The sequence below is a fragment of the Caulobacter segnis genome (assembly GCF_019931575.1).
GTDB lineage: Bacteria > Pseudomonadota > Alphaproteobacteria > Caulobacterales > Caulobacteraceae > Caulobacter > Caulobacter segnis_C.
The window spans coordinates 177,032-201,414 of sequence record NZ_CP082923.1 but is presented as its reverse complement, the minus strand read 5'-3'; the positions used below and the strand labels follow the sequence as shown (position 1 = coordinate 201,414).

At 66.6% G+C, this 24,383-nt stretch carries 23 protein-coding genes; 6 read left to right on the top strand and 17 right to left on the bottom strand.

The window, feature by feature from the left end; all coding sequences use genetic code 11:
- Positions 1–39: 39 nt before the first annotated feature.
- The 4 genes from fliD to K8940_RS00940 all read left to right on the top strand — a co-directional run bounded on the left by fliD (position 40) and on the right by K8940_RS00940 (position 3,015).
- Positions 40–1,728: a flagellar filament capping protein FliD gene (fliD, locus tag K8940_RS00955; protein WP_223392683.1), complete on the top strand. Its 1,689-nt coding sequence runs from the start codon at positions 40–42 to the stop codon at positions 1,726–1,728.
- Positions 1,715–2,089, top strand: a complete 375-nt coding sequence (locus K8940_RS00950; protein WP_223392682.1) for a flagellar protein FliS — start codon at positions 1,715–1,717, stop codon at positions 2,087–2,089. The genes fliD and K8940_RS00950 overlap by 14 nt, the downstream gene beginning before the upstream one ends.
- A 103-nt stretch (positions 2,090–2,192) precedes the next feature.
- Positions 2,193–2,855 (top strand): RNA polymerase sigma factor, encoded by a 663-nt coding sequence (locus K8940_RS00945; protein ID WP_223392681.1) that lies wholly within the window; start codon positions 2,193–2,195, stop codon positions 2,853–2,855.
- Positions 2,842–3,015, top strand: a complete 174-nt coding sequence (locus tag K8940_RS00940; RefSeq protein WP_223392680.1) for a hypothetical protein — start codon at positions 2,842–2,844, stop codon at positions 3,013–3,015. The genes K8940_RS00945 and K8940_RS00940 overlap by 14 nt, the downstream gene beginning before the upstream one ends.
- Before the next feature lie 68 nt (positions 3,016–3,083).
- Here the strand turns inward: K8940_RS00940 and K8940_RS00935 are convergent, their stop codons facing one another.
- Both K8940_RS00935 and K8940_RS00930 read right to left on the bottom strand, forming a co-directional pair.
- Positions 3,084–3,683 (bottom strand): polysaccharide biosynthesis/export family protein, encoded by a 600-nt coding sequence (locus tag K8940_RS00935; protein WP_223392679.1) that lies wholly within the window; start codon positions 3,681–3,683, stop codon positions 3,084–3,086.
- An 87-nt stretch (positions 3,684–3,770) separates the two neighbouring features.
- Positions 3,771–4,562 carry a metallophosphoesterase family protein gene (locus tag K8940_RS00930; RefSeq protein WP_223392678.1) on the bottom strand — a complete coding sequence of 264 codons (792 nt, stop codon included), beginning with the start codon at positions 4,560–4,562 and terminating at the stop codon, positions 3,771–3,773.
- A 260-nt stretch (positions 4,563–4,822) separates the two neighbouring features.
- Here K8940_RS00930 and K8940_RS00925 point away from each other — a divergent pair, with 260 nt between their 5' ends.
- Complete coding sequence (locus K8940_RS00925; RefSeq protein WP_223392677.1) at positions 4,823–5,647, top strand: transglutaminase-like cysteine peptidase; 825 nt, start codon at positions 4,823–4,825, stop codon at positions 5,645–5,647.
- 196 nt (positions 5,648–5,843) lie between these two features.
- Here K8940_RS00925 and K8940_RS00920 read toward each other — a convergent pair whose 3' ends face one another.
- Positions 5,844–6,011 (bottom strand): hypothetical protein, encoded by a 168-nt coding sequence (locus K8940_RS00920; RefSeq protein ID WP_223392676.1) that lies wholly within the window; start codon positions 6,009–6,011, stop codon positions 5,844–5,846.
- A gap of 201 nt (positions 6,012–6,212) precedes the next feature.
- Between K8940_RS00920 and K8940_RS00915 the strand changes: the two genes are divergently transcribed.
- Complete coding sequence (locus tag K8940_RS00915; protein WP_223392675.1) at positions 6,213–6,866, top strand: sugar transferase; 654 nt, start codon at positions 6,213–6,215, stop codon at positions 6,864–6,866.
- Here K8940_RS00915 and K8940_RS00910 read toward each other — a convergent pair whose 3' ends face one another.
- From K8940_RS00910 to hrcA, 14 genes are all read right to left on the bottom strand, one after another.
- Positions 6,867–8,657 carry an O-antigen ligase family protein gene (locus tag K8940_RS00910; protein WP_223392674.1) on the bottom strand — a complete coding sequence of 597 codons (1,791 nt, stop codon included), beginning with the start codon at positions 8,655–8,657 and terminating at the stop codon, positions 6,867–6,869.
- A gap of 139 nt (positions 8,658–8,796) precedes the next feature.
- A complete protein-coding gene (locus K8940_RS00905; RefSeq protein WP_223392673.1) occupies positions 8,797–11,016 on the bottom strand; it encodes a GumC family protein in 2,220 nt (739 codons plus the stop codon).
- A gap of 58 nt (positions 11,017–11,074) precedes the next feature.
- Positions 11,075–12,349 (bottom strand): outer membrane beta-barrel protein, encoded by a 1,275-nt coding sequence (locus K8940_RS00900; RefSeq protein WP_223392672.1) that lies wholly within the window; start codon positions 12,347–12,349, stop codon positions 11,075–11,077.
- A gap of 71 nt (positions 12,350–12,420) precedes the next feature.
- Complete coding sequence (locus K8940_RS00895) at positions 12,421–13,011, bottom strand: hypothetical protein (RefSeq protein WP_223392671.1); 591 nt, start codon at positions 13,009–13,011, stop codon at positions 12,421–12,423.
- A gap of 355 nt (positions 13,012–13,366) precedes the next feature.
- Positions 13,367–14,506 (bottom strand): cache domain-containing protein, encoded by a 1,140-nt coding sequence (locus tag K8940_RS00890; RefSeq protein WP_223392670.1) that lies wholly within the window; start codon positions 14,504–14,506, stop codon positions 13,367–13,369.
- A gap of 122 nt (positions 14,507–14,628) precedes the next feature.
- Positions 14,629–17,079, bottom strand: a complete 2,451-nt coding sequence (gyrB, locus tag K8940_RS00885; protein ID WP_223392669.1) for a DNA topoisomerase (ATP-hydrolyzing) subunit B — start codon at positions 17,077–17,079, stop codon at positions 14,629–14,631.
- Positions 17,076–18,239 carry a DNA replication/repair protein RecF gene (gene recF, locus K8940_RS00880; RefSeq protein ID WP_223392668.1) on the bottom strand — a complete coding sequence of 388 codons (1,164 nt, stop codon included), beginning with the start codon at positions 18,237–18,239 and terminating at the stop codon, positions 17,076–17,078. The genes gyrB and recF overlap by 4 nt, the downstream gene beginning before the upstream one ends.
- A 44-nt stretch (positions 18,240–18,283) precedes the next feature.
- The gene (locus K8940_RS00875; protein ID WP_223392667.1) at positions 18,284–18,439 is read right to left on the bottom strand and encodes a hypothetical protein; all 156 of its coding nucleotides are present in this window, start codon (positions 18,437–18,439) and stop codon (positions 18,284–18,286) included.
- 88 nt (positions 18,440–18,527) lie between these two features.
- The gene (locus K8940_RS00870; protein WP_223392666.1) at positions 18,528–18,899 is read right to left on the bottom strand and encodes a VOC family protein; all 372 of its coding nucleotides are present in this window, start codon (positions 18,897–18,899) and stop codon (positions 18,528–18,530) included.
- Positions 18,900–18,969: 70 nt separating this feature from the next.
- Entirely contained in the window at positions 18,970–19,266 is a 297-nt protein-coding gene (locus K8940_RS00865) for an ArsR/SmtB family transcription factor (RefSeq protein WP_223392665.1), read from the bottom strand.
- A 13-nt stretch (positions 19,267–19,279) separates the two neighbouring features.
- The gene (locus K8940_RS00860; RefSeq protein ID WP_223392664.1) at positions 19,280–21,211 is read right to left on the bottom strand and encodes a S9 family peptidase; all 1,932 of its coding nucleotides are present in this window, start codon (positions 21,209–21,211) and stop codon (positions 19,280–19,282) included.
- Positions 21,212–21,365: 154 nt separating this feature from the next.
- Positions 21,366–22,484, bottom strand: a complete 1,119-nt coding sequence (gene dnaN / locus K8940_RS00855; RefSeq protein ID WP_223392663.1) for a DNA polymerase III subunit beta — start codon at positions 22,482–22,484, stop codon at positions 21,366–21,368.
- Positions 22,485–22,634: 150 nt separating this feature from the next.
- On the bottom strand, positions 22,635–23,273 hold the full coding sequence (gene grpE, locus K8940_RS00850) for a nucleotide exchange factor GrpE (protein WP_223392662.1): 639 nt from the start codon (positions 23,271–23,273) through the stop codon (positions 22,635–22,637).
- 12 nt (positions 23,274–23,285) lie between these two features.
- The gene (gene hrcA, locus K8940_RS00845; protein WP_223392661.1) at positions 23,286–24,362 is read right to left on the bottom strand and encodes a heat-inducible transcriptional repressor HrcA; all 1,077 of its coding nucleotides are present in this window, start codon (positions 24,360–24,362) and stop codon (positions 23,286–23,288) included.
- Between the last annotated feature and the right edge of the window lie 21 nt (positions 24,363–24,383).

Sequence of the window (24,383 nt, the reverse complement as noted above, 5' to 3'; positions counted from 1 at the left end):
AGGGCTCAGGCGTCCTCCCGCCGTCTCTTCGGCGATCCTATGACCACCACCAGCACCGTCTCGACCAGCGGGTCGACCAGCTATCTGACCGGCACGATCTCGGGCCTGGACACCGACTCGCTGATCGAGGCGGCGGTGGCCCAGAAGACCGCGCGCGCCGACACGCTGGACGCCAAGGTCACGGCCAACACCACCAAGATCAGCGCCTATCAGTCGCTGCAGTCGCTGCTCACCGACATCACCGACTCGCTATCGGCGCTGAAGTCGGTCGCCTACAGCAGCCTGTCGACCAGCGGCAACGCGTTCGACGAGAAGTCGGCCTATCTGACGGCGTCCGACGGCTCGGACGCCACCGACGTCATCGCCGTCAGCGCCGACGACGACGCGACCGCCGCCTCCTACGCGATCACGATCACCCAGCTGGCCAAGGCGATGAAGGTCGCCTCCACCGCCCAGGACGCCTCGGCCGCCCTGGGTGTCAGCGGCGACTTCACGATCGGCGTCGAGGCCGGGACCAGCGCGACGATCGCCATTACCAGCGACATGACGCTCACCAGCCTGGCGGCGGCGATCAACGCCCAGAGCGGAACCACGGGCGTCAACGCCACCCTGCTGAAGGTCGACGACGGCGATTATCGCCTGGTGCTGTCGGCCAGCGACACCGATGTCGACATCCAGGTCACCGACAACAGCGGCGCGGCCCAGGCCATCGGCCTGACGGACACCGACGGCGCCTTCGCCAACGTGCTGCAGGCGGCCCAGCCCGCCATCGTCACCATCGACGGCCTGGAGGTCACCAGCGCGAGCAACCAGCTGACCGACACCATTCCGGGCCTGTCGATCTCGCTGCTGCAGGCCACCACCGGCCAGACCATCACTCTCGACATCGAGCCGAACTACGAGGACGTGAAGACGGCGATCACCGACTTCATCGACGCCTACAACGCCCTGCGCGATTTCATCGACACCAACCAGACGGTGGGTTCGGACGGCACGGTGGCCGACGACGCGGTGCTGTTCGCCGACTCCATCCTGCGCGGCGTGACCAAGCAGCTGTCCGGCGTTCTGGGCCAGTCGGTCGCCGCGGCCGACGACACCGTCAGCACGCTGGCCTCGCTGGGCATTACGTTGAACGCCGACAACCAGCTTGAGCTCTCGGACGAGACCACGCTGGACAACCTGCTGCTGGAGAACCTGGACAGCCTCCAGGGCTTCTTCGAGACCAAGTTCACCACCAGCGACAGCGCCCTGAAGCTGCTGAAGAACGACACCTCGGCCTCGCTGTCGTTCACCCTGGACGTCTCGGTGACCGACGGCGCGATCACCGACGTCACCGTGGGTGGGGAAAGCGGCCTGTTCACCGTCTCGGGCAACCGCATCGTCGGCGCCAGCGGCACGATCTACGAGGGCCTGTCTTTCGCCCTGGTCGCCACCCAGAGCACCTCGATCGACGTCAGTCTCCAGCAGGGCTTCGCCGACTTGGTGACCACGCTGCTCAACAGCTACGCCGACAGTTCGACCGGCGTGATCCAGAAGCAGATCCAGAGCCTGAACGAGACCAACGCGGCCCTCTCGGACAAGTCCGACCAGATCCGTGACGACGCCGAAACCTACCGCACCAAGCTGGTCCAGAAATACTCCGCCATGGAGCAGGAGCTGTACGCCGCCCAGGTGCTGCAACAGCAGATCAAAGCCATCCTCGGGAGCTCAAGCGATGACGATGAATAGCGCCCTGCGAGCCTACAAAGCCTCGCAGCAATTGAATCAGAATCCTCGCGACATTTTGGCGAATGTTCACGCCGAACTGTATCGCGCCATCGTCTCGGCAAAAGATGCCCACGAGCAAAAAAAGCTCGATGTCATGTGCGAACACGTCGCACGCTCTGTACGGATACTTACCGTCCTTGTTGCGACTTTGAATTTTTCCGCAGTCGGCCGAAACGGAACCACGCTCCGCGCCTTCTATCAAAGGTTGCTGAACCTGATGAATGGTGGCGATCGAGGAGGAAATGTACCCAACTCGTATGAGTTGGCCATCCAATTGCTTCAGCCACTTTGCAAAGAATTTCACAAAACACCGCAGGGATAAGATTCAAAATATAACGATAGATTGTAAGTTAAATCTTCAATGAATACATATTTCTGGCACAAGCATTGCTTTGATTGTTCCGCACAGAACTGCGGAAACTCTCATGTCGAAGCACCTCTCGAACGATCGCATCTCGCCCGCACCTCAGGCCCTGACGGTCTTGTCGGACGAGGCCCTGTTCGGGGCCTCGCGCGATGGCGATGAACGCGCCTTCCGCGTCCTCGTCGACCGCCACGCGGGCGTCGTCCGACGACTGGCGCTCAACATCCTGGGCGACGCGCACGAGGCCGAGGACGTGGCGCAGGAGGCCTTCGTCGCCGCCTGGCGGGCGCGGGAAGGCTGGACGCCCGAGGCGCGCTTCACCACCTGGCTGCACCGGATCGCGGTCAACAAGGCTATCGACCGCTATCGGTCGCGCCGGGCCACGCCCGAGCCGCACGAGGCGATCACCCGCCTGGCCGAGGCCGCGCCAGCCGCCGAGGTCGAGAACCAGCACCAGGCCCTGGAACGCCGCGAGAGCGCCCTGTCCCTACGCGACTGCCTGGCCCAGCTGCCCGACAGCCAGCGCCAGGCGCTGACAATGTTCTATTTCGAGGACCTGGACGTCGCTAGAATAGCGTGCGTCCTGGACACCACCGAACAGGCCGTGCGCTCGCTCCTCAAGCGGGGCAAGCAGAGCTTACGGACCCTCATCCAAAGGCAGAAGAGCCTCCGTGGTCATGGATCTTTCCGAATTCCGGCGACGCCTCTCAATGCTGGGGCCTGACATCCACGCCTGGCCCGACCGGGACGCCGCCATAGCGCTGCTGGCCCAGTCGGACGCCGCGGTCGACCTGCTGGCGGCGGCTGGCGAGGCCACGCCCGAGCCGTCGGCCCGGACCACCGACGCCATCCTCGACGCCGTTCGCGGAAAAGCCCCCGAGTAGTCGCCGGAAACGAAGAAGGCCCGGCGGTTTCCCGCCGGGCCCCTTTCACGCATCGCCGCGTCAGCGGATCAGAAGAAGCGCTCGCCGATGCGGATCGTGTCGCCCGGCGCCACCGTCGTCGACGGCGTCAGTTCGTTCTTCTCTTCGGCGGTTTCGCCGTTGTGCTTGATCCAGACGGTGCGCTTGTCGGCGCGATAGGTGAAGCCGCCGGCGGTGGCCACGGCGTTCAGCACGGTCAGGCCCGAGGTGTAGGGATAGGTGCCCGGCTTGTCGACTTCACCCAGGATGTAGAACGGGCGGAAGGTCAGGACCTCGGCGCTGACGCGCGGGTCCTTCAGATAGCCGTCGCTGAGCGCCCGCTGCACGGTCTGCTGGAACTGGCCGACGGTCAGCCCACCCGCCTTGAGCTCGCCGATCAGCGGCAGGGACATCAGGCCGCTGCCGGTGACGAAGAACTCGCCCGACAGCGACTCCTCGCCGTAGACGGTCACCCGGACCTTGTCGCCCGGACCGAGCAGGTAGTCCAACGACTGGGCCGCCGCCGACACGGGCGTACCGCCGATCGCCGGCTGCTGGGCATGAGCGGGTCCGCCCAGGGCGCCGAACGTCATGCAGACGGCCAGCGCCAGCATCGCGAGCGCGCGCGAGAGTTTCGAAACATCGATCATGGCGAAGCTTCTCACCTTGGAAACTAGTCGAGTCTGGAGGTTGAAATGCCACATCGCACGTGACCGCGAGATGAACAAGGCGAAGTCTCAGGCCGCGCGCGCTTTACTGAACTGAATGATCTTCGGTTCGCCGCCATCAAGTCTAACGGCGGTCAGTACGCCAGTGGCGTAGGCGCCCGTGTCGACATTGATCCGCTGGCGGCCGACGAACACCTCCTCCACTGGCGTATGGCCGTGAACGACGGTGGCCCCCAGGCCGTGCGGATTGTCGAGAAATTCGTTGCGGATCCACAGAAGATCGGCGGCCACCTGGCGCTCCAGCGGCAGGCCAGGCCGCACGCCCGCATGGACGAAGACGTAGTCGCCATAGACCACCATCAGCTCCAGCTGGCGAAGAAAGGTCGCGTGCGCCACCGGAAAAGCCGCGCGAAAGGCCTGCCGGGCCTGCTCCCAGACTTCCGGGTCAGCCCGTCCCACGGGTCGTTGCACGCCGTAGGACGCCATGGTCTCGCCCCCGCCGTACTCGACCCAGGACGGCCCCGCCTGGGAGTCGTCGAGGAAGTGCAACAGCGTCTCCTCGTGGTTGCCCATCAGGGCGCGGAATTCGAAGCGCCCCTCGGCGACCGCCTGGTGCTTCAAGTCGATCAGCCGATCGATCACCGCCGCCGACTGAGCGCCCCTGTCGACATAGTCGCCCAGCATGACCAGCACCGGCGGATCCTGCCGCTCCATGGCCCGGTAGTCCTGGGTCATCAAGTCGACCAGGCCGTCCAGCAGGTCGAGCCGCCCATGAACGTCGCCCACGGCGTAAACCACGCGCCCGTCCGTGGAGGAGGCGCGGCGGGGCTGCTGCTTGGGACGGAACAGGGATTTGAACATCGCACTCGCCAGGTCGGCGACAGGCCGCCGGAACTTTACTTGCCGATTTTGCCCCAGCCAGCGGCGCGGTTCAACGGGGCTTGGACGCGTTAATCTATAATTTAGGACAATTATTCACGTCCAATTTACTGAGTAAATTTTGATATTATTGTAGTTAATTTCAAAATAACTACAGGCCTATATTTGAATTAAACCATCTAAATTCAGCTCGAATTGGGAGCGCGAATGAATACTGACCCCACGAACACAGCGGGGTCAGCATGTTCAACACGCGCAACACTGTTATCGGAATTGCCGCCACCGTCGCGATGATGACGGGCGCCAGCGCCCAGGCCGGCTCGATGCCGTTCATGCCGCGCGGCGAGGGCGTCAGCGCCCCGATGGGCTTCGCCGATCTGTGCCGTCGCGACACCGAGACGTGCGGCCTGCCGAACAGCCAGCTGGCCCTGCTGGGCGTCGGCCCCAACGTCAGCCTCGTCCCGACCTCGTCGGTCGGCGGCGCGTCGCAATATCACCGTGAAGTCGATCCGAAGACCGCCGCCGAAGACGCCCGGCCGACCCCCGTCGAGGCCTCGTCGGCCGTCGCCGTCGAAGACGCTGGCCAGCCCCGCGAGGCCCTGTCCGCGGCGGTTCCGGTCGCCGCCACCATCGTCGCCGCCGTCACCGAACCGGCCGTCTCGGCCTGGGGGGCGCGCGGCGAGCGCGACCAGCTGAAGCTGCTGAACCAGATCAACCAGTCGGTCAATCGCGAGGTCAAGAAGGCCAGCGACCTGGATATCTACGGCATGCCGGAATACTGGTCGCTGCCGCGCCTGATCGACGGCAAGCTGTACGGCGACTGCGAGGACTACGCCCTTGAAAAGCGCCGCCGCCTGATCGCCGCCGGCGTTCCGGAAAGCGCCCTGTCGCTGGCCGTCGCCGTCACCGCTCGCGGCGAAGGCCACGCCGTGCTGATGATCTCGCTGAAGAGCGGCGACGTGGTTCTGGACAACCTGACCCCGTGGGCCACGCCCTGGGAAGACCTGAACTACCACTGGGTCCAGCGTCAGGTTCCGGGCACCGCCCTGTGGACCACCGCCGTCTGATCGACCGACACGGTTGACGAAGTAAGCCCCGCGCCTCCGGCCCGGGGCTTTTTCTTGGCCCCGCCTCGAGCCCGATCCACCGGAAGAGGGTCGTCCGGAATGCGTTCGCGCCCGCCCCGGAGAACCGGAGCGGGCGCGAAAAGCTGTCGTTTCGAGACGGCCGGCGGGCGAACCGTCCGGCCGTCCAGAGCGCGATCTAGAGCAGGTGCGAGACCGTCAGGGCCAGACCGACCCAAAGGCCCAGGGAGACCATGGCGCCAAGACCCAGCCCCACCAGCGGCGGCAAGCGCTTGCCGCGCGCGGCCCCCGACACGTCCACTTGGGCGGCGTCAACTTGGGCGAATGACATTTTGGCGTCGATCATCGATCAGCACTCCTGATGCTGACCGATGTAGCTCCACCACGAATAAGGACGTCTGAATAAACAGAGTCTATTGCGCGTTAAGCATACGCACGACGAGTTGTGGATTTTTCCCCGCGACGCTGTGAGTCAATTGCGCTAGCGTGTGAACGTCGGAACTGGAAAACAGTCCGAGATAGGGCGAGGAAGTTAGAGGGTCATCTGGTGGACGGGGGATCGTATAGCGAATTTCTCGCGCCAGGATTGAGCGGGCCGCTCCCGCGTGTCGCGGTGGACTTGCGTAAACGTGCGCTCGACATCGCCGCCTCCGCCCTGCTGCTTATGTTGTTCGCGCCCCTGCTCCTGCTGGCCGCCTTGCTAATCAAGCTGGAATCGCCCGGGCCCGCTCTCTTCCGCCAGACGCGTGGCGGCCTGGGCGGCGCGCGTTTCCAGATCCTGAAACTGCGCACCATGCACTGCCGCGAGGACGGGCCCGAGCTCGTTCAGGCACAGCGTCGCGACAACCGCGTCACCCGGACCGGTCGGATCCTGCGGGCCACCAGCATCGACGAACTGCCGCAGCTGCTGAACGTCCTGCGGGGCGACATGTCCCTGGTCGGGCCGCGCCCGCACGCCGCCGCCCACGACGATTATTACGGCATGCGGATCCCGGAATATTACGCCCGCTACCAGGCGCGACCGGGTCTGACGGGCTGGGCCCAGGTCAAGGGCCTGCGCGGCGGCACGGACACGGTCGAGGCCATGCGCCGGCGGGTCGAGGCGGATATCGACTATATCCAGACTTGGTCGATCCTGAAGGACGCCAAGATCGTCCTCCTGACCATCCCCAGCCTGTTGGTCGCCGAGAACGCCTACTGACTAAGGCAGCTTGGCTTCGGCCTTGGCGGCGCGTTCGGCGACGATCAGGAAGGCCAGGCCGATACGGCCGGACGGATTCTGGATACTGTTGGCCAGGTCCTTCAGGCGGCGTTCGCCGTTAGACCGGCCATATTCGACCCGCGCCTGATACATGACCTGCTGCCGCGCGGCCGGGCTCAGCAACGGCCAGTTCTCATAGGCCAGGCGCGTCCTGCTGACGAACAGGCTGGTCTGCAGCGGCGCCACGGCCAAGGAATGCTCCAGCGCCGCATTGGCCGCCGCGACGTCTCCGCGCCGGAAATCCAACGCCGACTTACGCAGCCAGGCGGCGCCGGATCCGGGCCGCATCGCCACCTCACGACGGCTCAAGGCTTCCAGACGGGCCTTGGCCTTCGCGTCGGGCGCATTTCGCGCGAGACCCGCCTCGATGCTGGTCGCCAAGACCTCCGCAGGGGCTGTGGGCATGGCCGAAAGGTCGCCGCCAAAGCGGGAGGCGGCCAGCGGGATCGCCACCAGCAGCGAGGCGACCATCACCACGCCCGCGAAGGCGATCGGCCCCCGAGGCGTGACGACTTGAGTATTGCGACGGCGCGGCGCGGGCGCGGACGCCGTCACGGCGCCCAGGCCGACCGCGAACAGGGCCTGCAGGGCCGGAACCTGGACGGCGAAGTCGGAAAGGCCATGCAGCAGCACGACCAGGGTCGCGGCGAGGGTCGCCCGCGCCAGCGTTCCGGCCATGCCCGGCTTGATCGCCTCGCCGCCCGCGCGCCACAGCGCGACCAGCAGCCAGGCCAGCATGAACAGGCTGCCGACGACCCCACCTTCCTCCAGCCATTGAAGATAGAGGTTGTGGGTGGCGCGGACGTCGTACATCACGCTGAGATTTTCGGTGGTCTCGACCAGTTGGTTGACCACGGGGAACGAGCCCAGGCCAAAGCCGAACCAGGGCGAAGACTTGAACGCCTCCCAGTGAGCGGCGAAGATCGCCTGACGCGCGGCGGCGTCGCCTTCCAGGTTCTCCAGGCGCGCGGCCGTCAGGTCGGCGCTGCGCATGGCCAAGCCGACCACGACCAGCAGCGCCGCGGCGCCGCCGATGATCGCCACCGCGCGGACCTTCCGCCCTTGGGCGATGACTTGCCACGTCAGCAGGACCGCCAGACCGACGACGGTCGCGAACGTGCCGCCCCTCGAAGCCGTCAAGGCCAGGGCCACGCCGAACACGGCCGCCACACCCAGGCTCAGGCTGGCGTCCAGGCCCAGCTTGTCGAGCCGAAGCGAGCCGCCGGCGCGCTGGATGGCCTGGGAGAAGAAGGCCACCGCGAAGATGACGCCGACGCCCATCAGCGTGGCGGCGCTATTGGGACTGAGCAGCGTGGCCGTCAGGCGCGACCTGGCGCGGACACCGACATGGTTCATGATCGCCAGGGCGGCGAACGCGCCCAGCGCCAGCAGCAAATACCAGATGAGCGCCCTGCGCCGCGTCTCGGACGCGCCGATGATCTGGCTGGCCACGAACAGGCAGGCCAGGCCCAGTAGACGCAGAATGTTTATGACGAGGGATGAGCGATCGACCGTGATCGACCCGCCTTCCGGGCCCAGATAGCGCCAGACGGGATGCGCCCCGCCGGGGCCAAACGGCGTCAGGCCCCAGGCGACGGCGACCAGCAGGGCCACGAACATCAGGCCGGGCCAGACAGAGGTCAGCCCGCTGGAGACCTTGCGCGCCCATCCGCAGGAAAGCAGCAGGCCCAGCAGGAACGCGGCCTGGAGGACGCCAAACACCGCGGCCACGGCCACATCGCTAGAGCCGAACGCGATAATCTCGGCCAGGATCAAGCTAACGAGAGCGCCGATCGCGACGCTCTCGGAAACTTGCAGTTTTCGACTCTTGGAAGCTCCGGGCGACGGCGCGCCCCCGCCCGATCGCGTCCTAGTCCGCATAGTACTTTCGATAGTTGGCGTAGTAATAGTAGGAGTCGCCGTAGCCGTAGCGGGACTGGGCCTTGAGGTCCATCTGGGTCAGGGCGACGCCGGCGATGAACGCCCGCGTGCCTTGCAGCAGGGCCAGGGCCGACTGCACCGCCTTCACCGGCGTCTTCTTCCAACGCACCAGCATGACCACGGCGTCGGCGTGCGGCGCCAGGATGCGGGTGTCGGCGATCGCCAGCAGCGGCGCCGTGTCCAGAAGAACGATTTCGTAGCGGTTGCGCAGCTCCTGCAGCAGGCGATGCATGGCCGGCGAGCCGAGCACGTCACGCGGCGTATAGGCCGACTTGGCCAGCGGCAGGATCTGAGCGCCGCTCTCGTCGTCGATCAGCGCCTGGTCCAGGGTGGCCACGCCGTTCAGCACCTCCAGCAGGCCGACCGGAGCCGGCTCCTTCAGGAACTGGCTGATGGCGCTCTGGCGCAGGTCGCAGTCGACGACCACGACCTTGGCGCCCGAGCTGGCCAGGGTGCGCGCCAGCGAGAAGGTGGTCGTGGTCTTGCCTTCGCCCGGCAGGGACGAGGTGACCGCGATGACCTTCACCGTCTCGCCGACCTTGGAGAACAGGATCGACGCACGCAGCTTGCGCAGGCTTTCGGCGAAGCTGGAAAGCGGCTTGGCCAACAGATAGTCCGGCGGCGTCAGGCCCTTCAGGGTCTTGGCGTCGTCGACCGTGGTGCCGAGGCTCGGCACCGCGCCCAGATAGGGCAGGCCCAGGCGACGCTCGACCTCGTCCTCGGTGAACAGGCCGGCCATCAGGATTTCGGCCAGCACCACCGCGGCGACGCCCGCGCCCAGGGCGAGCACTAGGCCCAGGGCGAAGTTCAGCGAAGGCTTGGGATAGCTGGGCCCCGTCGGAATCTTGGCGGGCGACACCACGCGGGCGTCGGCCTGTTCGATGCCGTCCTGGGTGGTGGTCTGCTTGAAGCGGGCCAGCAGGGTCTCGTACAACGTCTTGACCGACTGGGACTTGCGCTCCAGCTCGGCCAGGCCGATGGCGGCCCGGTTGTTGCCAGCGAGCGTGCCCTTCGATTGCGAGACGCTGGCCGCCACCGAACCGGTGCGCTGGCGAGCCACCTGAGCCTGGGCTTCCAGGCTCGAGATGATGCGTCGGATTTCCGCCTGGATCTGACCGTCGATGTCGGCCAGTTCGCGACGCGCCTTCAGCAGGTCGGGGTGGCGATCACCGTAACGACCAGCCAGGTCGGCGACCTGAGCGCTCTTGGCGGCGCGCTGGCTGCGCAGCTGCTGCACGACCGGCGAGTTCAGCGACTCACCGACATCTTCACCGGTGCTGCCGCGCGCCAGTTGCTGCCGCGCGATCGAGAGACGGGCGTCCGTCTCGGCCTGCGAGGCGCGGCTCAGGGCCAGCTGCTGGTTCAAGCCGGAGATTTCCTGCTCGGTCAGGGTCGCCCCCTCGGCGCTGAGCAGGTTGTTGGCGATCTTGTATTGCTGGACCGCGGCGTCGGCCTGCTGGACCTGGTCGCGCAGTTCGGCGACCCGGGTGTCCAGCCACTCGTTGGCCTTCGCCGTCGCGTCGAACTTCGCCTCGAGCTGTTCGGTCAGGTAGAGGTTGGCGAAGGCGTTGGCCAGATCGGCGGCTCGCTTAGGATCGACATGCGTGTATTCGATCGAGATCAGATAGGTCAGACCCGCGCGACGAACCTTCAGGCCGTCCAGCACGTTGTCGACGATCCGCTCACGCTGGCGCTGCAGCTCCAGGGGATCCGTGGTCGCGGTCGGCGCCGCGGCCTTCTTCAGCGAAGACAGCCAAGCCGTCGCGCCCTTGGCGTCCGGCAGGTAAGGATTGAAATACGGGTCCTGCTCGAGTTTCAGGTCCTTGACGACCCGGCTAGCCAGAGAACGCGACTTCAGCACCTCGACCTCGGTGTCGACGACGGACGAATCCGCCGGCAGCCCCGAGAGCACCGCGTTCATGTCGGTGACCTGTTCCTTGCGCACGTCCAGCATGACCTGGGCCGTCGCCGTATATTTGGGCGTCTGTTGCAGGGTGAACAGCACCACCGCCGCGAACACCACCACCGCCACGGCCGCGAAGAGCCGGAAGCGTCGCCTGAACGTCGCGATCACGATGTTCAGGTCAAAAGACAACGCTCCGGTGTCATTCACCGGAGCGTTCGAAGTTTCAAAACCGGAGCCGTCCATAACTACTCTCAGTAATCGGCAAACCTTGCCGTTTTGTGGACGTTCTAAGAAGCGTGGCTTAGAACTGCAGGGCGACCGAGGCGATCACCTTGTTGTCCTTGAACGAGGCGCCGCTCTGCGCGCCGCTCGAGTCTTGCTTCAGGTAATTATAGGTCAGGAACAGACCGACGCGGCGGTTCAGCAGATAGGTCGCTGTCGCCGAGAAGTTGTCGCGCTTGTCGTCGCGATCGACGCCCTTGTAGTTGTCCTTGCCGTGGGTATAGGCGGCCGAAACCAGGACGTTCCGCAGGAGTTCGTGATCGATCGAGGCGCCGATGTTGTTCGAGATATAGCCTTGCGAACCCAAGGCCGTCGATTCCTCGATGGTGCGCGAGCCATTCAGAGCAATGGTCGTCAGTTGGGTCGGGAACCACTCAACGCGGCCAGCCGCGTTGAAGCCATCGATCTTCGAGAAGGCCGGGTTGTCGTAGGACTGCTTCATGTAGCCCACTTGGACGTCACCGCGCACGAGCTCGGAGACGTCGAAGTTGGCGCCAACGCCGACGACATAGCCGTCCGACGAGCGGTCGGAAGCGACGATGTTCGTGTCGTAGTCCTTCTTGTTGCCCAGGGCCGACAGATAGACCGCCGTGTCCGGGCTGACCGCGTACTCGGCCTTGGCGCCGTAGTAGATTTCGTTGCGGTCGCGGAAGTCCTGATCAACGACGCCGGTGCCGGCGATGTTGCGAACGTCTTTATAGTTGAAGTCCTTGTCGTCCACGCGACCGGTGACGCGCAGGCGATTGAACTCCTTGGTCAGCACGATCGAACCTTGGTTCAGATCGTATTCGACCGGCTCGCCCGAAGCCGTGGGAGCGGTCGGCGAGGTGCGCGGTTCGATCAGCTTCTGAGCCTGGGCCGAGAGGGCGACGTTGGAGCCGCGGTCGATGTCGATCCGGCCGTTGCCCGCCAGGGTGTATTCCTCGGCGTTCTCGGTGTCGTTGTCGGTATAGCGGATCACGTTGGCGCCGGCGAAGAAGCCCAGCGCGTGACGCGACCAGTCCGAACGGATCGCCACTTCCGGCTTCACGCGCCAGATGGTGTCGTCGGTCTTGCCCGTCGCGACGGCGTAGATGTTGTCGTTATGCTCGACATCCACGGTCACGCGCGGATAGACCGTAAAGCCGCCGGTCTTTTGACCGGTCGCCTCATAGTCCGGGCGCGGGCGCTGACGAACGGAGACGTTCTTGTCGCGCTTGAAGTTGGAGGCAATGGTTTGGTCTTGCGCCTGAGCAATTTGCGGCGCGGTGAACGCGATACAGGCCATAGCGGCCGAGCACGTCAGAATTCGCATATCTTATCCCCACCAGTAAGAGGCGGCCGGCGCGCGTCGTGACGCGCCGGTCCACCCCGAGGTTTCTTAACTTAGCTGCCGCAGTAGGCGGCGATCACGCCCGCGCACGGATCGTACGGCGCCGGAGTGACCGTCGTCGTGCCGCCGCCAGCGCCCGTCGCGGCGTCGCCGCCGGTCGAGGTCGAAGCAACGCCGGCCAGGCTGACCAGCACGCTAGGCGCGCCACCGGCGTCAGTCGCGGCCGTTTGAGTGACGGTGGCCGATTGGCCGGTCGCCGCCAGTTGTTGGGTCACGGCCGGAGCCGAGGCCACTTGCTGCGCCATTTCCGGAGCCACCGCGGCGGCGACCTGGATGGCGACGCCGGCGCTGACCGTGCCGCTCGACACGGCTTGGATCAGAGCGGCGGCGATCACCGTCGGCGAAGCGCCGCTGGCGGCCAGGGCGGCCGAGATCGCTGCCTGGATGGCGGCGAGCTTTTGCGCCGGGGTGCGCTGAGCGAAGCCCGGTTGTTGCGCGGCCGATTGAGCCGCGGCGGCGATGGTCGCCTGCAGCGAGGCGGCCGTCGGGGCCGGCGTGTTTTGGGCCCAGACGGCGCCAGCGCCGATGGGCGCCAGCGCGACGGCCAGGCTAATGGCGATAGCGCGAACGCGATGAGAAGCCATTGCTCCCTCCAATTGAACGGGGTCCCTTTAGGACAACGTAAACCAATGCTCTAGCCCGGAATGCACTTTTTCGTCGATTTCTCGGAGACACCGTCTCCGGAAGATCACACACGGGCGCAATCTTCACGCGAAAGAGAACGCTTACGGACCTTAAGACTATGAATGTGACGTGTTTGCCCCGCCATGGCAGATACGCAGAGTTTTTTCGGCGGTTTGGTTAGGCCTAAAAAATCATGTACGGCCGCGCATGGCAACGCCGCACATGCAGAATCCATGGTAAATGCCGCGAATCTGATCGATTGCGCGTTTTAGGCGACCAAATAGTTCGAATAGTTCGCAGCGAGTTTGGTTAAAACTAAGCGGCTGCAACCGCTGCTGTTTGAACCTGTTGTCGCTGAACAAGGCAGCCGTACCAGCCAAGACCCGCGTAAGTCTCGTAGCCGGGCGTCAATGCATAGCCGACGGTGATCTCCCCGTCGGCGTAGCTTCCCATCGGACCGGCCGAGACATCCAGCGGAAAGACTTCGCTGAGAACACCCTGGTTGTCGGACGAGGCCAATACTCGTCCCTTTTGATCCAGCAGCATCACCCGCGAGCGTTCACGCTCCTCGGGCGTCAGGCGCACGCCGTCCACGACGGCCTGGGCCTGGGGCCGCCAGTCGAAATGCACGCCCAGCACGCCCAGAACCTCGCCCTTGGACTGGCCGCCGGCGCGGATCGCCGTGGCGTAGGTGGCCACCGGCGCGTCGCCCAGCGCGTGGGACCGCTCGATGTCGCAGGCCACGAAGTCGTCGCCGCTGGCCGTGCTCATCCCGTCCTGGAACCAGCGCGCCTCGGCCACCGAACGGCCGATGACGTTCGGGTAGCGGCCCGGCCGGCCATTGGCGACCACCCGCCCCTTGGCGTCGCAGATCCAGAGGTCGAGATAGACGGTGTAGGCGTCCAGGATCACGCCCAGACGCTCGCTAGCGTAGCGGCGCGCGGCGGTATCGTCGCTTTCGGCCAGGCACGCCACCACCGCCGAGTCCGTGGCCCACCAGCGCACGTCGCAGGTGCGTTCGTAGAGGTTGCGGTCCACGATCTCGATGGCGTTGAGAGCAAGGTCGGCCAGGCGCTGACCGCGCATGTGGCCCAGGATCGCCCCGCCGATGGCCGACAGCTCGTCCAGATCGGCGCGCACCTGACTGTCCAGCGCGGCGGCCACGGCGTCGATCTCGGTCGAGATCTTCTTGAATTCCTCGGCGACGATCGCGAAGCCCTTGCCGGCCTCGCCCGCCCGCGCCGCGACGATCAGCGCGTTGATGGCCAGCATCTTGGCCGCGCGATTGACCCTGGCGATCTCGCCGATCTTTTCGCCCGCCACGCTGGACAGACGCTCCGAGAGGTCAAGAATCCGTTCTGGACGGAGACTTGCGTCTTGTTCCATCCGTGCGCCCCCACGCGAAACACTTTCGAGCGAATCAACTCGATCCACGCAAGATGACGCCCTCGTCATCGCGGCGCGATGACGCGGAAGGTCACACCCCAAGCCTGAAGGCCCGCACAACGCGAAAAAGCGCCGGAACGCCCGCGAAGCGGGCGCCCGACGCTTAGAAGACAAGCACTTAGAACGACGTTCTAGACGTCCACCTCGGCATCCAGGGCGTTTTCCTGAATGAACTCGCGACGCGGTTCGACCAGGTCGCCCATCAGGCGGCTGAACATGTCGTCGGCGTCGTCGGCATGGTTCACCCGCACCTGCAGCAGGGTGCGAGCCTCGACGTCCAGCGTCGTCTCCCACAGCTGGTCGGGATTCATCTCACCCAGCCCCTTGTAGCGCTGGATGGTAAGGCCCTTGCGGCCGGCGTCCATCACGGCGGCCACGAGGTCCATCGGCCCCCGGACGGTGGTCGACTTGTCCTTGCGGCGGAACACCGCCCGGCCCGAGAAGATCTCGGCCAGGGCCCCTGCCCGCTCGGCCAGGCGACGGGCGTCGGCGGCATGCAGAAGGCCGTCATCCAGCACCACGGTCTCGGTGACGCCACGACGGACACGCTTGAAAACATAGCCCGTGTCGCCACGATCGCCCGTCCACGGGCCATCGCCTTCCTCGGCATAGAGGTCCAGGCGGGCCGCGGCGGCCGCGATGTCGGGCGTTTCGCCCAGCAGGCCAGCCAGGGCCGACTGCTCGATGGCGAACGATGGCGCGCGGGCGGCCAGGCGATCGATATTGCCCTTGGCCTGGCGGCACAGCTGCACCAAAGCCAGCAGGTCCTGGCTGGTGCGACGTTCGCCCGACGGCAGGTCCAGTTCGGCCCCGTCGACACCCTCGTCGATCAAGAAGGCGTCCATCTCGCTGTCGTCCTTCAGATAGCGCGAGGACTTACCCTTGGCGGCTTTGTAGAGCGGCGGCTGGGCGATGTAGATGTAGCCGCGCTCGATCAGCTCCGGCATCTGCCGATAGAAGAAGGTCAGCAGCAGGGTGCGGATGTGGGCGCCGTCGACGTCGGCGTCGGTCATCAACACGATCTTGTGGTAGCGCACCTTGTCCGGATTGAAGTCGTCGCGGCCGATGCCGGCCCCCAAGGCCGTGATCAGCGTGCCGATCTGATCCGACGACAACATCTTGTCGAACCGCGCCCGTTCGACGTTCAGGATCTTGCCGCGCAGGGGCAGGACGGCCTGGTTGTCGCGGTTGCGGGCCTGCTTGGCCGAGCCGCCGGCGCTGTCGCCCTCGACGATGAAGATCTCGGACTTGGCCGGATCGCGCTCGGAGCAGTCGGCCAGCTTGCCGGGCAGGCTCGTGATGTCGAGCGCGCTCTTGCGGCGGGTCAGTTCGCGCGCCTTGCGGGCGGCCTCGCGGGCCGCGGCGGCCTCGGCGATCTTTGAAACGATCTGCTTGGCCTCGTTCGGGTGCTCCTCGAACCAGGTCGCCAAGCCTTCCTGCACCAGACCTTCGACGGCCGGGCGCACTTCGGACGAGACCAGCTTGTCCTTGGTCTGCGAGCTGAACTTCGGGTCCGGAACCTTGACCGACAGCACGCACGTCAGGCCTTCGCGGGCGTCCTCGCCGCCCAACGAAACCTTTTCCTTCTTCAGGATGCCCGAACTCTCGGCGTAGCCGGTGATGATCCGCGTCAGCGCGGCGCGGAACGCCGAAAGGTGCGTGCCGCCATCCCGCTGCGGGATGTTGTTGGTGAAGCACAGCATCTGCTCGTGGTAGCTGTCGTTCCACCACAGGGCGAGGTCGACCTCGACCTTGTCCTTGACGCCGCGAACCGAGATCGGGGCCTTCAGCAGCGGCGTCTTGACCTTGTCGAGGTGGCGAACGAAGGCCTCGATGCCGCCGTCATAGTGCAGCTTTTCTTCCCACGGCTCGGCGTCGCGATTGTCCTTGAACCAGATCGTCACGCCCGAGTTCAGGAACGCCAGCTCGCGCAGGCGGTGCTCCAGGGTCTTCCGGTCGAACTCGATGAACGCGAAGGTGTCGCGCGACGGGAAGAAGGTCACTTCCGTGCCGGAGAGGGTCTCGCCGGCCTTGGGGCCTTCCGTACGCAACGGCGAGTCGCCCGTGACCTTCAGCGAGGTCACCGCATCCCCGCGCTCGAAGCGCATCTGGTGGACCTTGCCATTGCGGTGGATCAGCAGCTCGAGCCAGTCCGACAGGGCGTTGACGACCGAGACGCCGACGCCGTGCAGGCCGCCCGAGACCTTGTAGCTGTTCTGGTCGAACTTACCGCCGGCGTGCAGCTGGGTCATGATGACCTCGGCCGCCGAGACGCCTTCGCCCTCGTGCATGTCGACCGGGATGCCGCGGCCGTCGTCGGTGACCGTCACCGAACCGTCGGCGTTGAGGATGACCTGGACCTTGGTGGCGTGCCCGGCGAGGGCCTCGTCGATGGCGTTATCGACCACCTCGTAGACCATGTGGTGCAGGCCCGAGCCGTCGTCGGTGTCGCCGATGTACATGCCCGGACGCTTGCGGACCGCGTCGAGGCCCTTCAGCACCTTGATCGAGTCGGCGCCATACTGGGCGGCGGCTTCCTCGGTCGTCATTTCGGGAACTTGGTCTTCGGTGTTCTCGGTCATTCGTCTTCCAGAACGGTCAGGCCGGCCTCGCCCACGCGAACGCCTAATGCCCGACCCTTGAGATGGTCGAACAGCGACTCGTCCGTGCCGGTGAGGAAGGCCTGGAGCTTGAGCGCCGTGAGTTCGTCAGCCAACGCGGCTCGTCGGGTAAGATCGAGATGCGCGGCGACTTCGTCGAGTAGTATTACAGGATTCGGCGCGGATTCCGCACGCGAAAGTCGCGCTGCCTGGGCCAGAACGAGGTTCAGAATCAGGGCTTTCTGCTCGCCGGTCGAGCACTCCGCCGCCGGACGGTCCTTCTCGACGTGGAAGATGGCCAGATCGCCGCGATGCGGACCGGTCAGGGCCCGCCCGGCAGCCCCGTCGCGCGGCCGCGCCGCCGCCAGGGCGGAGGCCAGCCGCTCTTCGATCTCGGCGAACGGAACGCCGTCCAGCGCCATCTTCTCCCACTCGCCGGTCAGGGTCAGGCGGGCCTGTGGAAAGGGCCTGTCGCCGCGACCGTCGATCTCAGCCTGCAGGGCCAGCAGCGTGCGGGCGCGCGCCTGGGACATCAGGGCCCCGGACTCGGCCAGCCGGGCCTCCAGCGCGTTCAGCCAGGTCGCGTCGGGCGGCGCGCCGGCCTCGGCGGCGTCGGTCAGCAGGCGCATGCGCTCACGCTGGGCCTTGTCATAGGCGTTGGCGTTGGCCGCGTGGGCCGGCTCCCCCGCGAAGACCAGGCGGTCGAAGAACCGCCGCCGTTCGGAGGCGGCCTCCAGGAACAGGCGGTCCTGGGCGGGCGTCAGCCAGATCGGGCGGACATGGTCGGCCAGGCGGCCGGGCGAGACGGTTTCGCCCTCGATCCGCACGGCGCGGCGGGCCGCCCCGCCCTGCTCCACCCCGGTGCCGATGCGGACGGGCGCGTCCTCACCGCTCTCGACCTCGGCGGCCACGGCCCAGGCGCGCCCCACGGCCTCGCCGGGCAGGCGGCGGCCGACCTCGGCCATGCTGGCGCCGCGCAGCCCCTTGCCGGGGGTCAGAAGGCTGATGGCCTCGAGAAGATTGGTCTTTCCGGCCCCGTTGGCGCCGAACAGATAGACGCTGCGCCCCTCGGTCTCGAGGCGGGCGCGCTCGTACGAGCGGAAATCCGTCAGGGTCAGGGAAAGCAGAGCGGCCGACGCCATGAGCGCCTAATAGCATTTCGGCGGCGATGCGCAGCCCCCGGACTTCAGACCAGTCGGCTGCGCCCTCTCAGCGCCAGGTGGGCCAGGGTGTGGACCTCGCCACGCGCCAGATGCAGGGCGTGCCGTCCGAAGACAAGCAGCACGGTCCAGAGGCCGATGCTCACCATCACCGCGCCGACACGCTCCCAGGCGATACGCATGCTCATCTCCACATCGGGAGCGACGTGGATGCGCCCCGATAGAGACCGCAAGCGGCCCGGATCGGGGCGAAAGTTGGACCCGTGAAACCTAGCCGATCTTGTAGCCGCAGAGCTTGTTGCCATCGAGGTCGCGGAAATAGGCGAAATAGGCCTTGGGCATCCGCGCGCCGGGCGCGCCCTCGTCCTTGCCGCCCAGCTCCAGGGCCTTGGCGTGGAAGGCGTCGACCTCCTCGACGGTGTCGAAGGCGAAGCCGCCCATCATCCCGTTGCCGATGCAGGCCGGGTTGCCGTCGAACGGGCCCAGCACCCCGAACATGCAGCCGTCGCCACGATAAAGGCGGCCGCCGGACGGATGCTCGAACAACGGCTTGAAGCCGATTGAGCCCAGGAGTCCATCGTAGAAGGTCTTGGCCTTCTCCAGGTCGTTCGAGCCCACCGTCACATAGTTTACCTTGGCCATGGGCCGCCTCCCGTTTTGATATGAAACGGACCTTAGCGCCCTTATGAGCGGGCGCAATATGACCCTTGCGTCAGCCTTGACGGTTCTCCCAGAGCGCGCGGTGGCCATAGACCCAGGCGCCGACGTCGGCGAAGCGGTCGGTGACGATGGCGCAGGTCCTCACGCGGCCCGACTTGCGGGTGGCGATCCAGCCGGCCCGCTCCAGAATCTTCAGGTGCTTCATGAACGAGGTCAGGGCCATGTCGAACGGCGCGGCCAGTTCGCCGACGCTGGCCGCCCCCTGGGCGAGACGATCGAGGATCGCCCGCCGGGTCGGGTCGGCCAGCGCCTGGAAGACCTCGTCGAGCGCTCCGGCGGGCTTGTCCATGCGGCGTCCAGCCCTACTGGGCCGGAGAAACGCCCAGCACCTTCTGCAGGAACTGGGTTTCCACCTCGCGGCGGCGGTCGTTGTTGGCCTTCTTCAGGAAGCCGTGGCCCTCGTCCTTGAACTGGACGTACCAGGTCTCGATCCCCTTCTCGCGCAACTTGGCGACCACCTGGTCGGATTCGGACTTGGGCACGCGCGGATCGTTCCAGCCCTGCATGACCAGCATCGGCTTGGTGATCCTGGAGACGTTGTTCATCGGCGAAATCGTCTCGAAGGCCTTCAGCATCTTCGGGTCGCGCTCATCGCCGTACTCGGCCCGGCGCAGGTCGCGGCGGTAGGCCTCGGTGTTCTGCAGGAACGAGACGAAGTTGCTGATCCCGTAGCGCTCGATCCCGCCGGCCAGGCGGTCGGAATAGTGGGTCATCACGGCCAGCGACATGTAGCCGCCGTACGACTGGCCGTAGACCACCACCCGGTTGGGATCGAGGTCTGGCTGCGTCTTGATCCAGTCCAGCAGCGCGCCGATGTCCTTGACCGAGTCCTCGCGCTTCTCGGCGTTGTCGAGGTTCAGGTAGGTCTTGCCGTAGCCGGTCGAGCCGCGGACGTTGGTGACGATCACCGCCGCGCCCAGCTCGGCCACCGTGTGCTGGTGGAAGGCGTTGAAGGTCGGGCGCGACTGGCCCTCCGGCCCGCCATGGATGTCGATGATCACCGGCGCTCGCTGGCCAGCGGCCAGCTTGGGCCGATAGACAAATGCCGGGATCGAGCGCTTGTCGAACGAGGGGTAGCGGACCAGCTCCGGGGTCGCCAGCGCCTTGGCGTCCAGCCCGCCCAGCTCCGAGGCCGTCCAGCGTTCCAGCTTGGCGTCGGTCACGCCCCAGCTCCAGGCGTCGCTGGCGGCGGTCGGCGCGGCCAGGCTGAAGCCCAGCTTCGAGGCGTCGGGCGAGAAGGCGATGCCGGAGACGACGCCAGCCGGCAGCTCGGGCTGCGGCAGCGCGCGACGGGTGCGGAAGTCCCGCACGACCAGCTTCGAATAGCCGTCCTCGTTGACGACATAGGCCAGGATCCGGCCGTCGTCGGACAGGGCGAAGTCCTCGATGTCCCAGGGACGCTCGCCCGAGACATTGACCTTCGCGCCCGTGGCCAGGTCGATCTGCGTCAGGCGCAGGAAGTCCGAGCCCTCGTCCGACAGCAGCAGCACTGACTTGCCGTCCGGTGTGAACTTGCCGCCGTCGTAAGCGATCTTGGCCTTGCTCGGGTTCAGCTCGGTCAGCGCGCCGGTCGCCACGTCCAGCAGCCAGCGCTTGGACTCGTTGATCGAGAAGTAGCGACCCAGCAGCACCGTCTTGCCGTCGGGCGACACCGCGATCGGCGAGACCTGACCCTGGCCCTTGTAGATCACCTTGGTCGCGCCCGACGGGTCGCGCATCAGCACGTCGTAGTCGGCCGAGCCCTTGGTCGCCCGCGACCAGACCAGCACCGAACCGTCCTTTGACCAGGCCGGCGACTGGTTGCGCGTGCCCGCCTCGGTCAGCTGGACCGTCTTGCCGTCGGCGTCGCGCAGAAAGAGCTGGAACCACTCGTCGCCGCCGGTGTCCTTGGAGAACAGGATCTGGCCGTTCGGCAGGGTGTGGGCCACGCCGACGGGCTCGTCATAGAAGGTGATCTGGCTACGGTCGGCGCCCGGGCCGGCCACCAGGTGCAGCTGATTGGTGTTGCCGAAGCGCGTGGTGACGACCATGCCGCCATTCGCCGCCCAGTCGTCGAAATAGGCCGAGCGGGCGTTCTGGTACTTTGCCAGGCCCTCGCGGATCGCCGGCGCCGCGACCGGCACGTTCTCGAGGATCTGATTGCCGATCTCGCGGCGCTCGACCTGCTGGGCGAGTCCGGGAACGGCGGCGGCGAGGGCCAGGACGGCGGCCGAGGCGGCGAGCAGCTTCTTCATGACAGAACCCCGAAAGCAGAACGGGCGCCTGGAGCCTGCCTAAGCAGGCTCCATCTCTAAGTATTAGAGCGCGATGGCCGCCGAAACCGCCCACACTTTCGGCTATCGCGCTCCAAGCGCCGGCCCATTTGATCTCAGAAACCAGCGCGCGGGATCAGACCCGCAGCGGCATCAGCACATACTTCACGCCCGGATCGACCGGATCGACCACCAGGGTCGGGCTGGCCGGGTCGGCGAAGCGGAACTCGGCCTGCGGGCCGGCGATCTGACCACAGACGTCCAGCAGGTAGCGGGCGTTGAAGCCGATCTCGAAGGGCTCGCCGTCGTAGTCGACCTCGACCTCTTCCACGGCCTGGCCGGCTTCCATGTTGCGGACGGTCAGGGTGATGCGGCCCGGCTCGATGGCCAGCTTCACCGAACGGCTCTTCTCGGCCGAGATGGTGGCGACGCGGTCGACGGCCTTGGCGAACAGGTCGTTGTCCAGGGTCAGGATCTTGGCGTTGTCGCGCGGAATGACGCGCAGATAGTCCGGGAAGGCGCCGTCGATGACCTTGGAGGTCAGGGCGGCCTGGCCGAACTCGAAGCGGACCTTCTGCGGCGACAGCTGGACGTCGACCGTCTCTCCGGCCGATTCCATCAGGCGGCGGGCCTCCGCGATGGTCTTGCGCGGCACGATCACGCCCGGCAGGCCGACCGCGCCCTCGGGCGCCGGCATCTCGGCCAGGGCCAGGCGGTGGCCGTCGGTGGCCACGGCGCGCAGCTTGGTCTCGCCGCCCTCGTTGACCGTGTGGAGATAGAGGCCGTTCAGGTAGTAGCGGGTCTCTTCGGTCGAGATCGCGAAGCGGGTCTTGTCGATCAGGCGGATCAGCTCGTTGGTGTCGACCGCGATGCGGTTCGACAGGCCGTCCGAGCTCATCACCGGGAAATCGCCGGCCGGCAGCACCGGCAGGTTGAAGCGCGAACGACCGGCCTGGATGACCAGGCGGGGATCGTCGCCGCTGAAGGTCAGCGAGACGTCGGCGCCGTCGGGCAGCTTGCGGACGATCTCGTACAGGGTGTGGGCGGGCGCGGTGATCTGGCCGGGGACGTCGATCTGGGCGAAGCCCTCGTCGATGATCTCCATGTCCAGGTCGGTGGCCGAGAACGACAGGCGGTCGCCGTCGGCCGACAGCAGGATGTTCGACAGGATCGGAATGGTGTTGCGCCGTTCGACAACGCTCTGCACATGCCCCAGCGCCTTGAGCAGCGCCGCCCGTTCGATCGTAAGCTTCATAATCCGGTCCAGAACGCGGGAGCGGGGGCGTGCGAAAGAATCCTCGGAATCGCCCCGCCCTCCCGTGGTGAAGGGACCGCCGACATTATCGCAAAGCGCGAAGGGGGAAAGGGGGCGCGGCGGTCATTTCCGCGCCCCGCGAGCCTAAAGTCAGGCTTTCGTGTCGAACGAGCCGCCCGAGCTGTCCTCGTCCGCCCCGGCCCCGGCGTAGGGGTTGGCGGACGCGCCGGCCTGCTCGCCGGTCGACGCGCCCCCTTGGGGCCCCGTCGAGCCCTTGGCCGCGACGGCGACCATGGCCGGTCGCACCAGCCGCCCCATCAGCTCGTAACCGGCCTGCAGCACGGCGACCACGCCGCCGGCGGCGACCTCGGTCGAGGGCTGTTCGGTCACCGCCTGGTGCAGGTGCGGATCGAATTTCTCGCCCTGGGCCGGGTCGATCTTCTTCAGGCCGTTGCGCTCGAAGGCGCTCTGCAGCTCCTTCTCGGTCATCTCGACGCCGATGATGAAGTTCTTCACCGCCGCGTCGGTCGATTCGCGCGGGCTGTGGGCGGTGGCGCGCGCCAGGTTGTCGGCGACGCCCAGCAGGTCGCGGCCGAACTTCTGGATCGCGTAGGCGCGCGCGTCGTTCATCTCGCGCTCGGCGCGGCGCTTGGTGTTCTCGGCCTCGGCGGCGTAGCGGAGCGCCTGCTCCTTCAACTGGGCCACCTCGAGCTTCAGCGCCTCGATCTCCTGCGCGGCGTCGTCGGCTTCGAAAGCGACATCTTCCGCCGGCGTTTGCTCGTCGGTCATCTCGTAAAGTCCTTATCCATCCATCATCCGTCCGAGCACCCGGGCGGTGTAGTCCACCAACGGGATGACTCGGGCGTAGTTCAATCGCGCCGGACCGATCACGCCGATCGCGCCCAACACCTTCTGACGGCCCGTCATATAGGGCGCCGCGATCACGGAGGAACCCGAAAGCGAAAACAGACGCGTCTCGGCCCCGATATAGATGCGAACGCCCTCGGCGTCGCGCACGTCATCCAGCAGCCCGATCAACTGGCCCTTCTGCTCCAGGTCGTCGAACAACTGGCGGACGCGGTCGATGTCCTCGCGGGCCCGGGCGTCGGCCAGCAGGTTGGCCTGGCCGCGCACGATCAGCGAGCGGGCGTCGCCCTCCCCGCCGCTCCAGGCCGCCAGGCCATCCTCGACCAGGCGGGCGGCGGTCTCGTCCAGCTGCCGACGCGCGGCGTCCAGCTCGACGCCCATCTCGCTGCGGGCCTCCGACAGGGTGCGGCCGCGCAGGCGGGCGTTGAGGAAGTTGCCGGCCTCCTGCAGGGCCGAGGGGGTGACGCCGGGCGCCTGGCGCATCAGCCGGTTCTCGACCTGGCCGTCCTCGAACACCATGACCGCCAGCACCTGGCCGCCGCCCAGCGGCACGAACTCCACGTGCTTGACCCCACCCTCGCGGACGGGCGTGACGACGATGCCGGCCCCGCCGGCCAGGCCGGAGAGGATCGACGAGGCTTCGGCCAGGGCTTCCTCGAACGAGCGGCCCCTCACCGCCAGCCGCGCCTCGATGGCCTGCTTGTCGGCCTCGGCCACGTCGCCGACCTCCAGCAGGCCGTCGACGAACATGCGCAGGCCCGCATGGGTCGGCATGCGGCCGGCGCTGGTGTGCGGCGCGTCCAGCAGGCCCAGCTGCGCCAGGTCCTGCATGGTGTTGCGGATCGAGGCCGGCGACAAAGCCAGGCCGCCCTTGGAGATGGTGCGCGATCCGACCGGCTCGCCCGTCTCCAGATACGACTCGACGACGCGACGGAAGATGTCGCGGGCGCGGCCGTCCAGCTCGGTCAGGCCCGGCGTGCGCACGATCGGGCCCGGGAAGAGATGGGTCATGCCATCTCGACCCTGGCCATC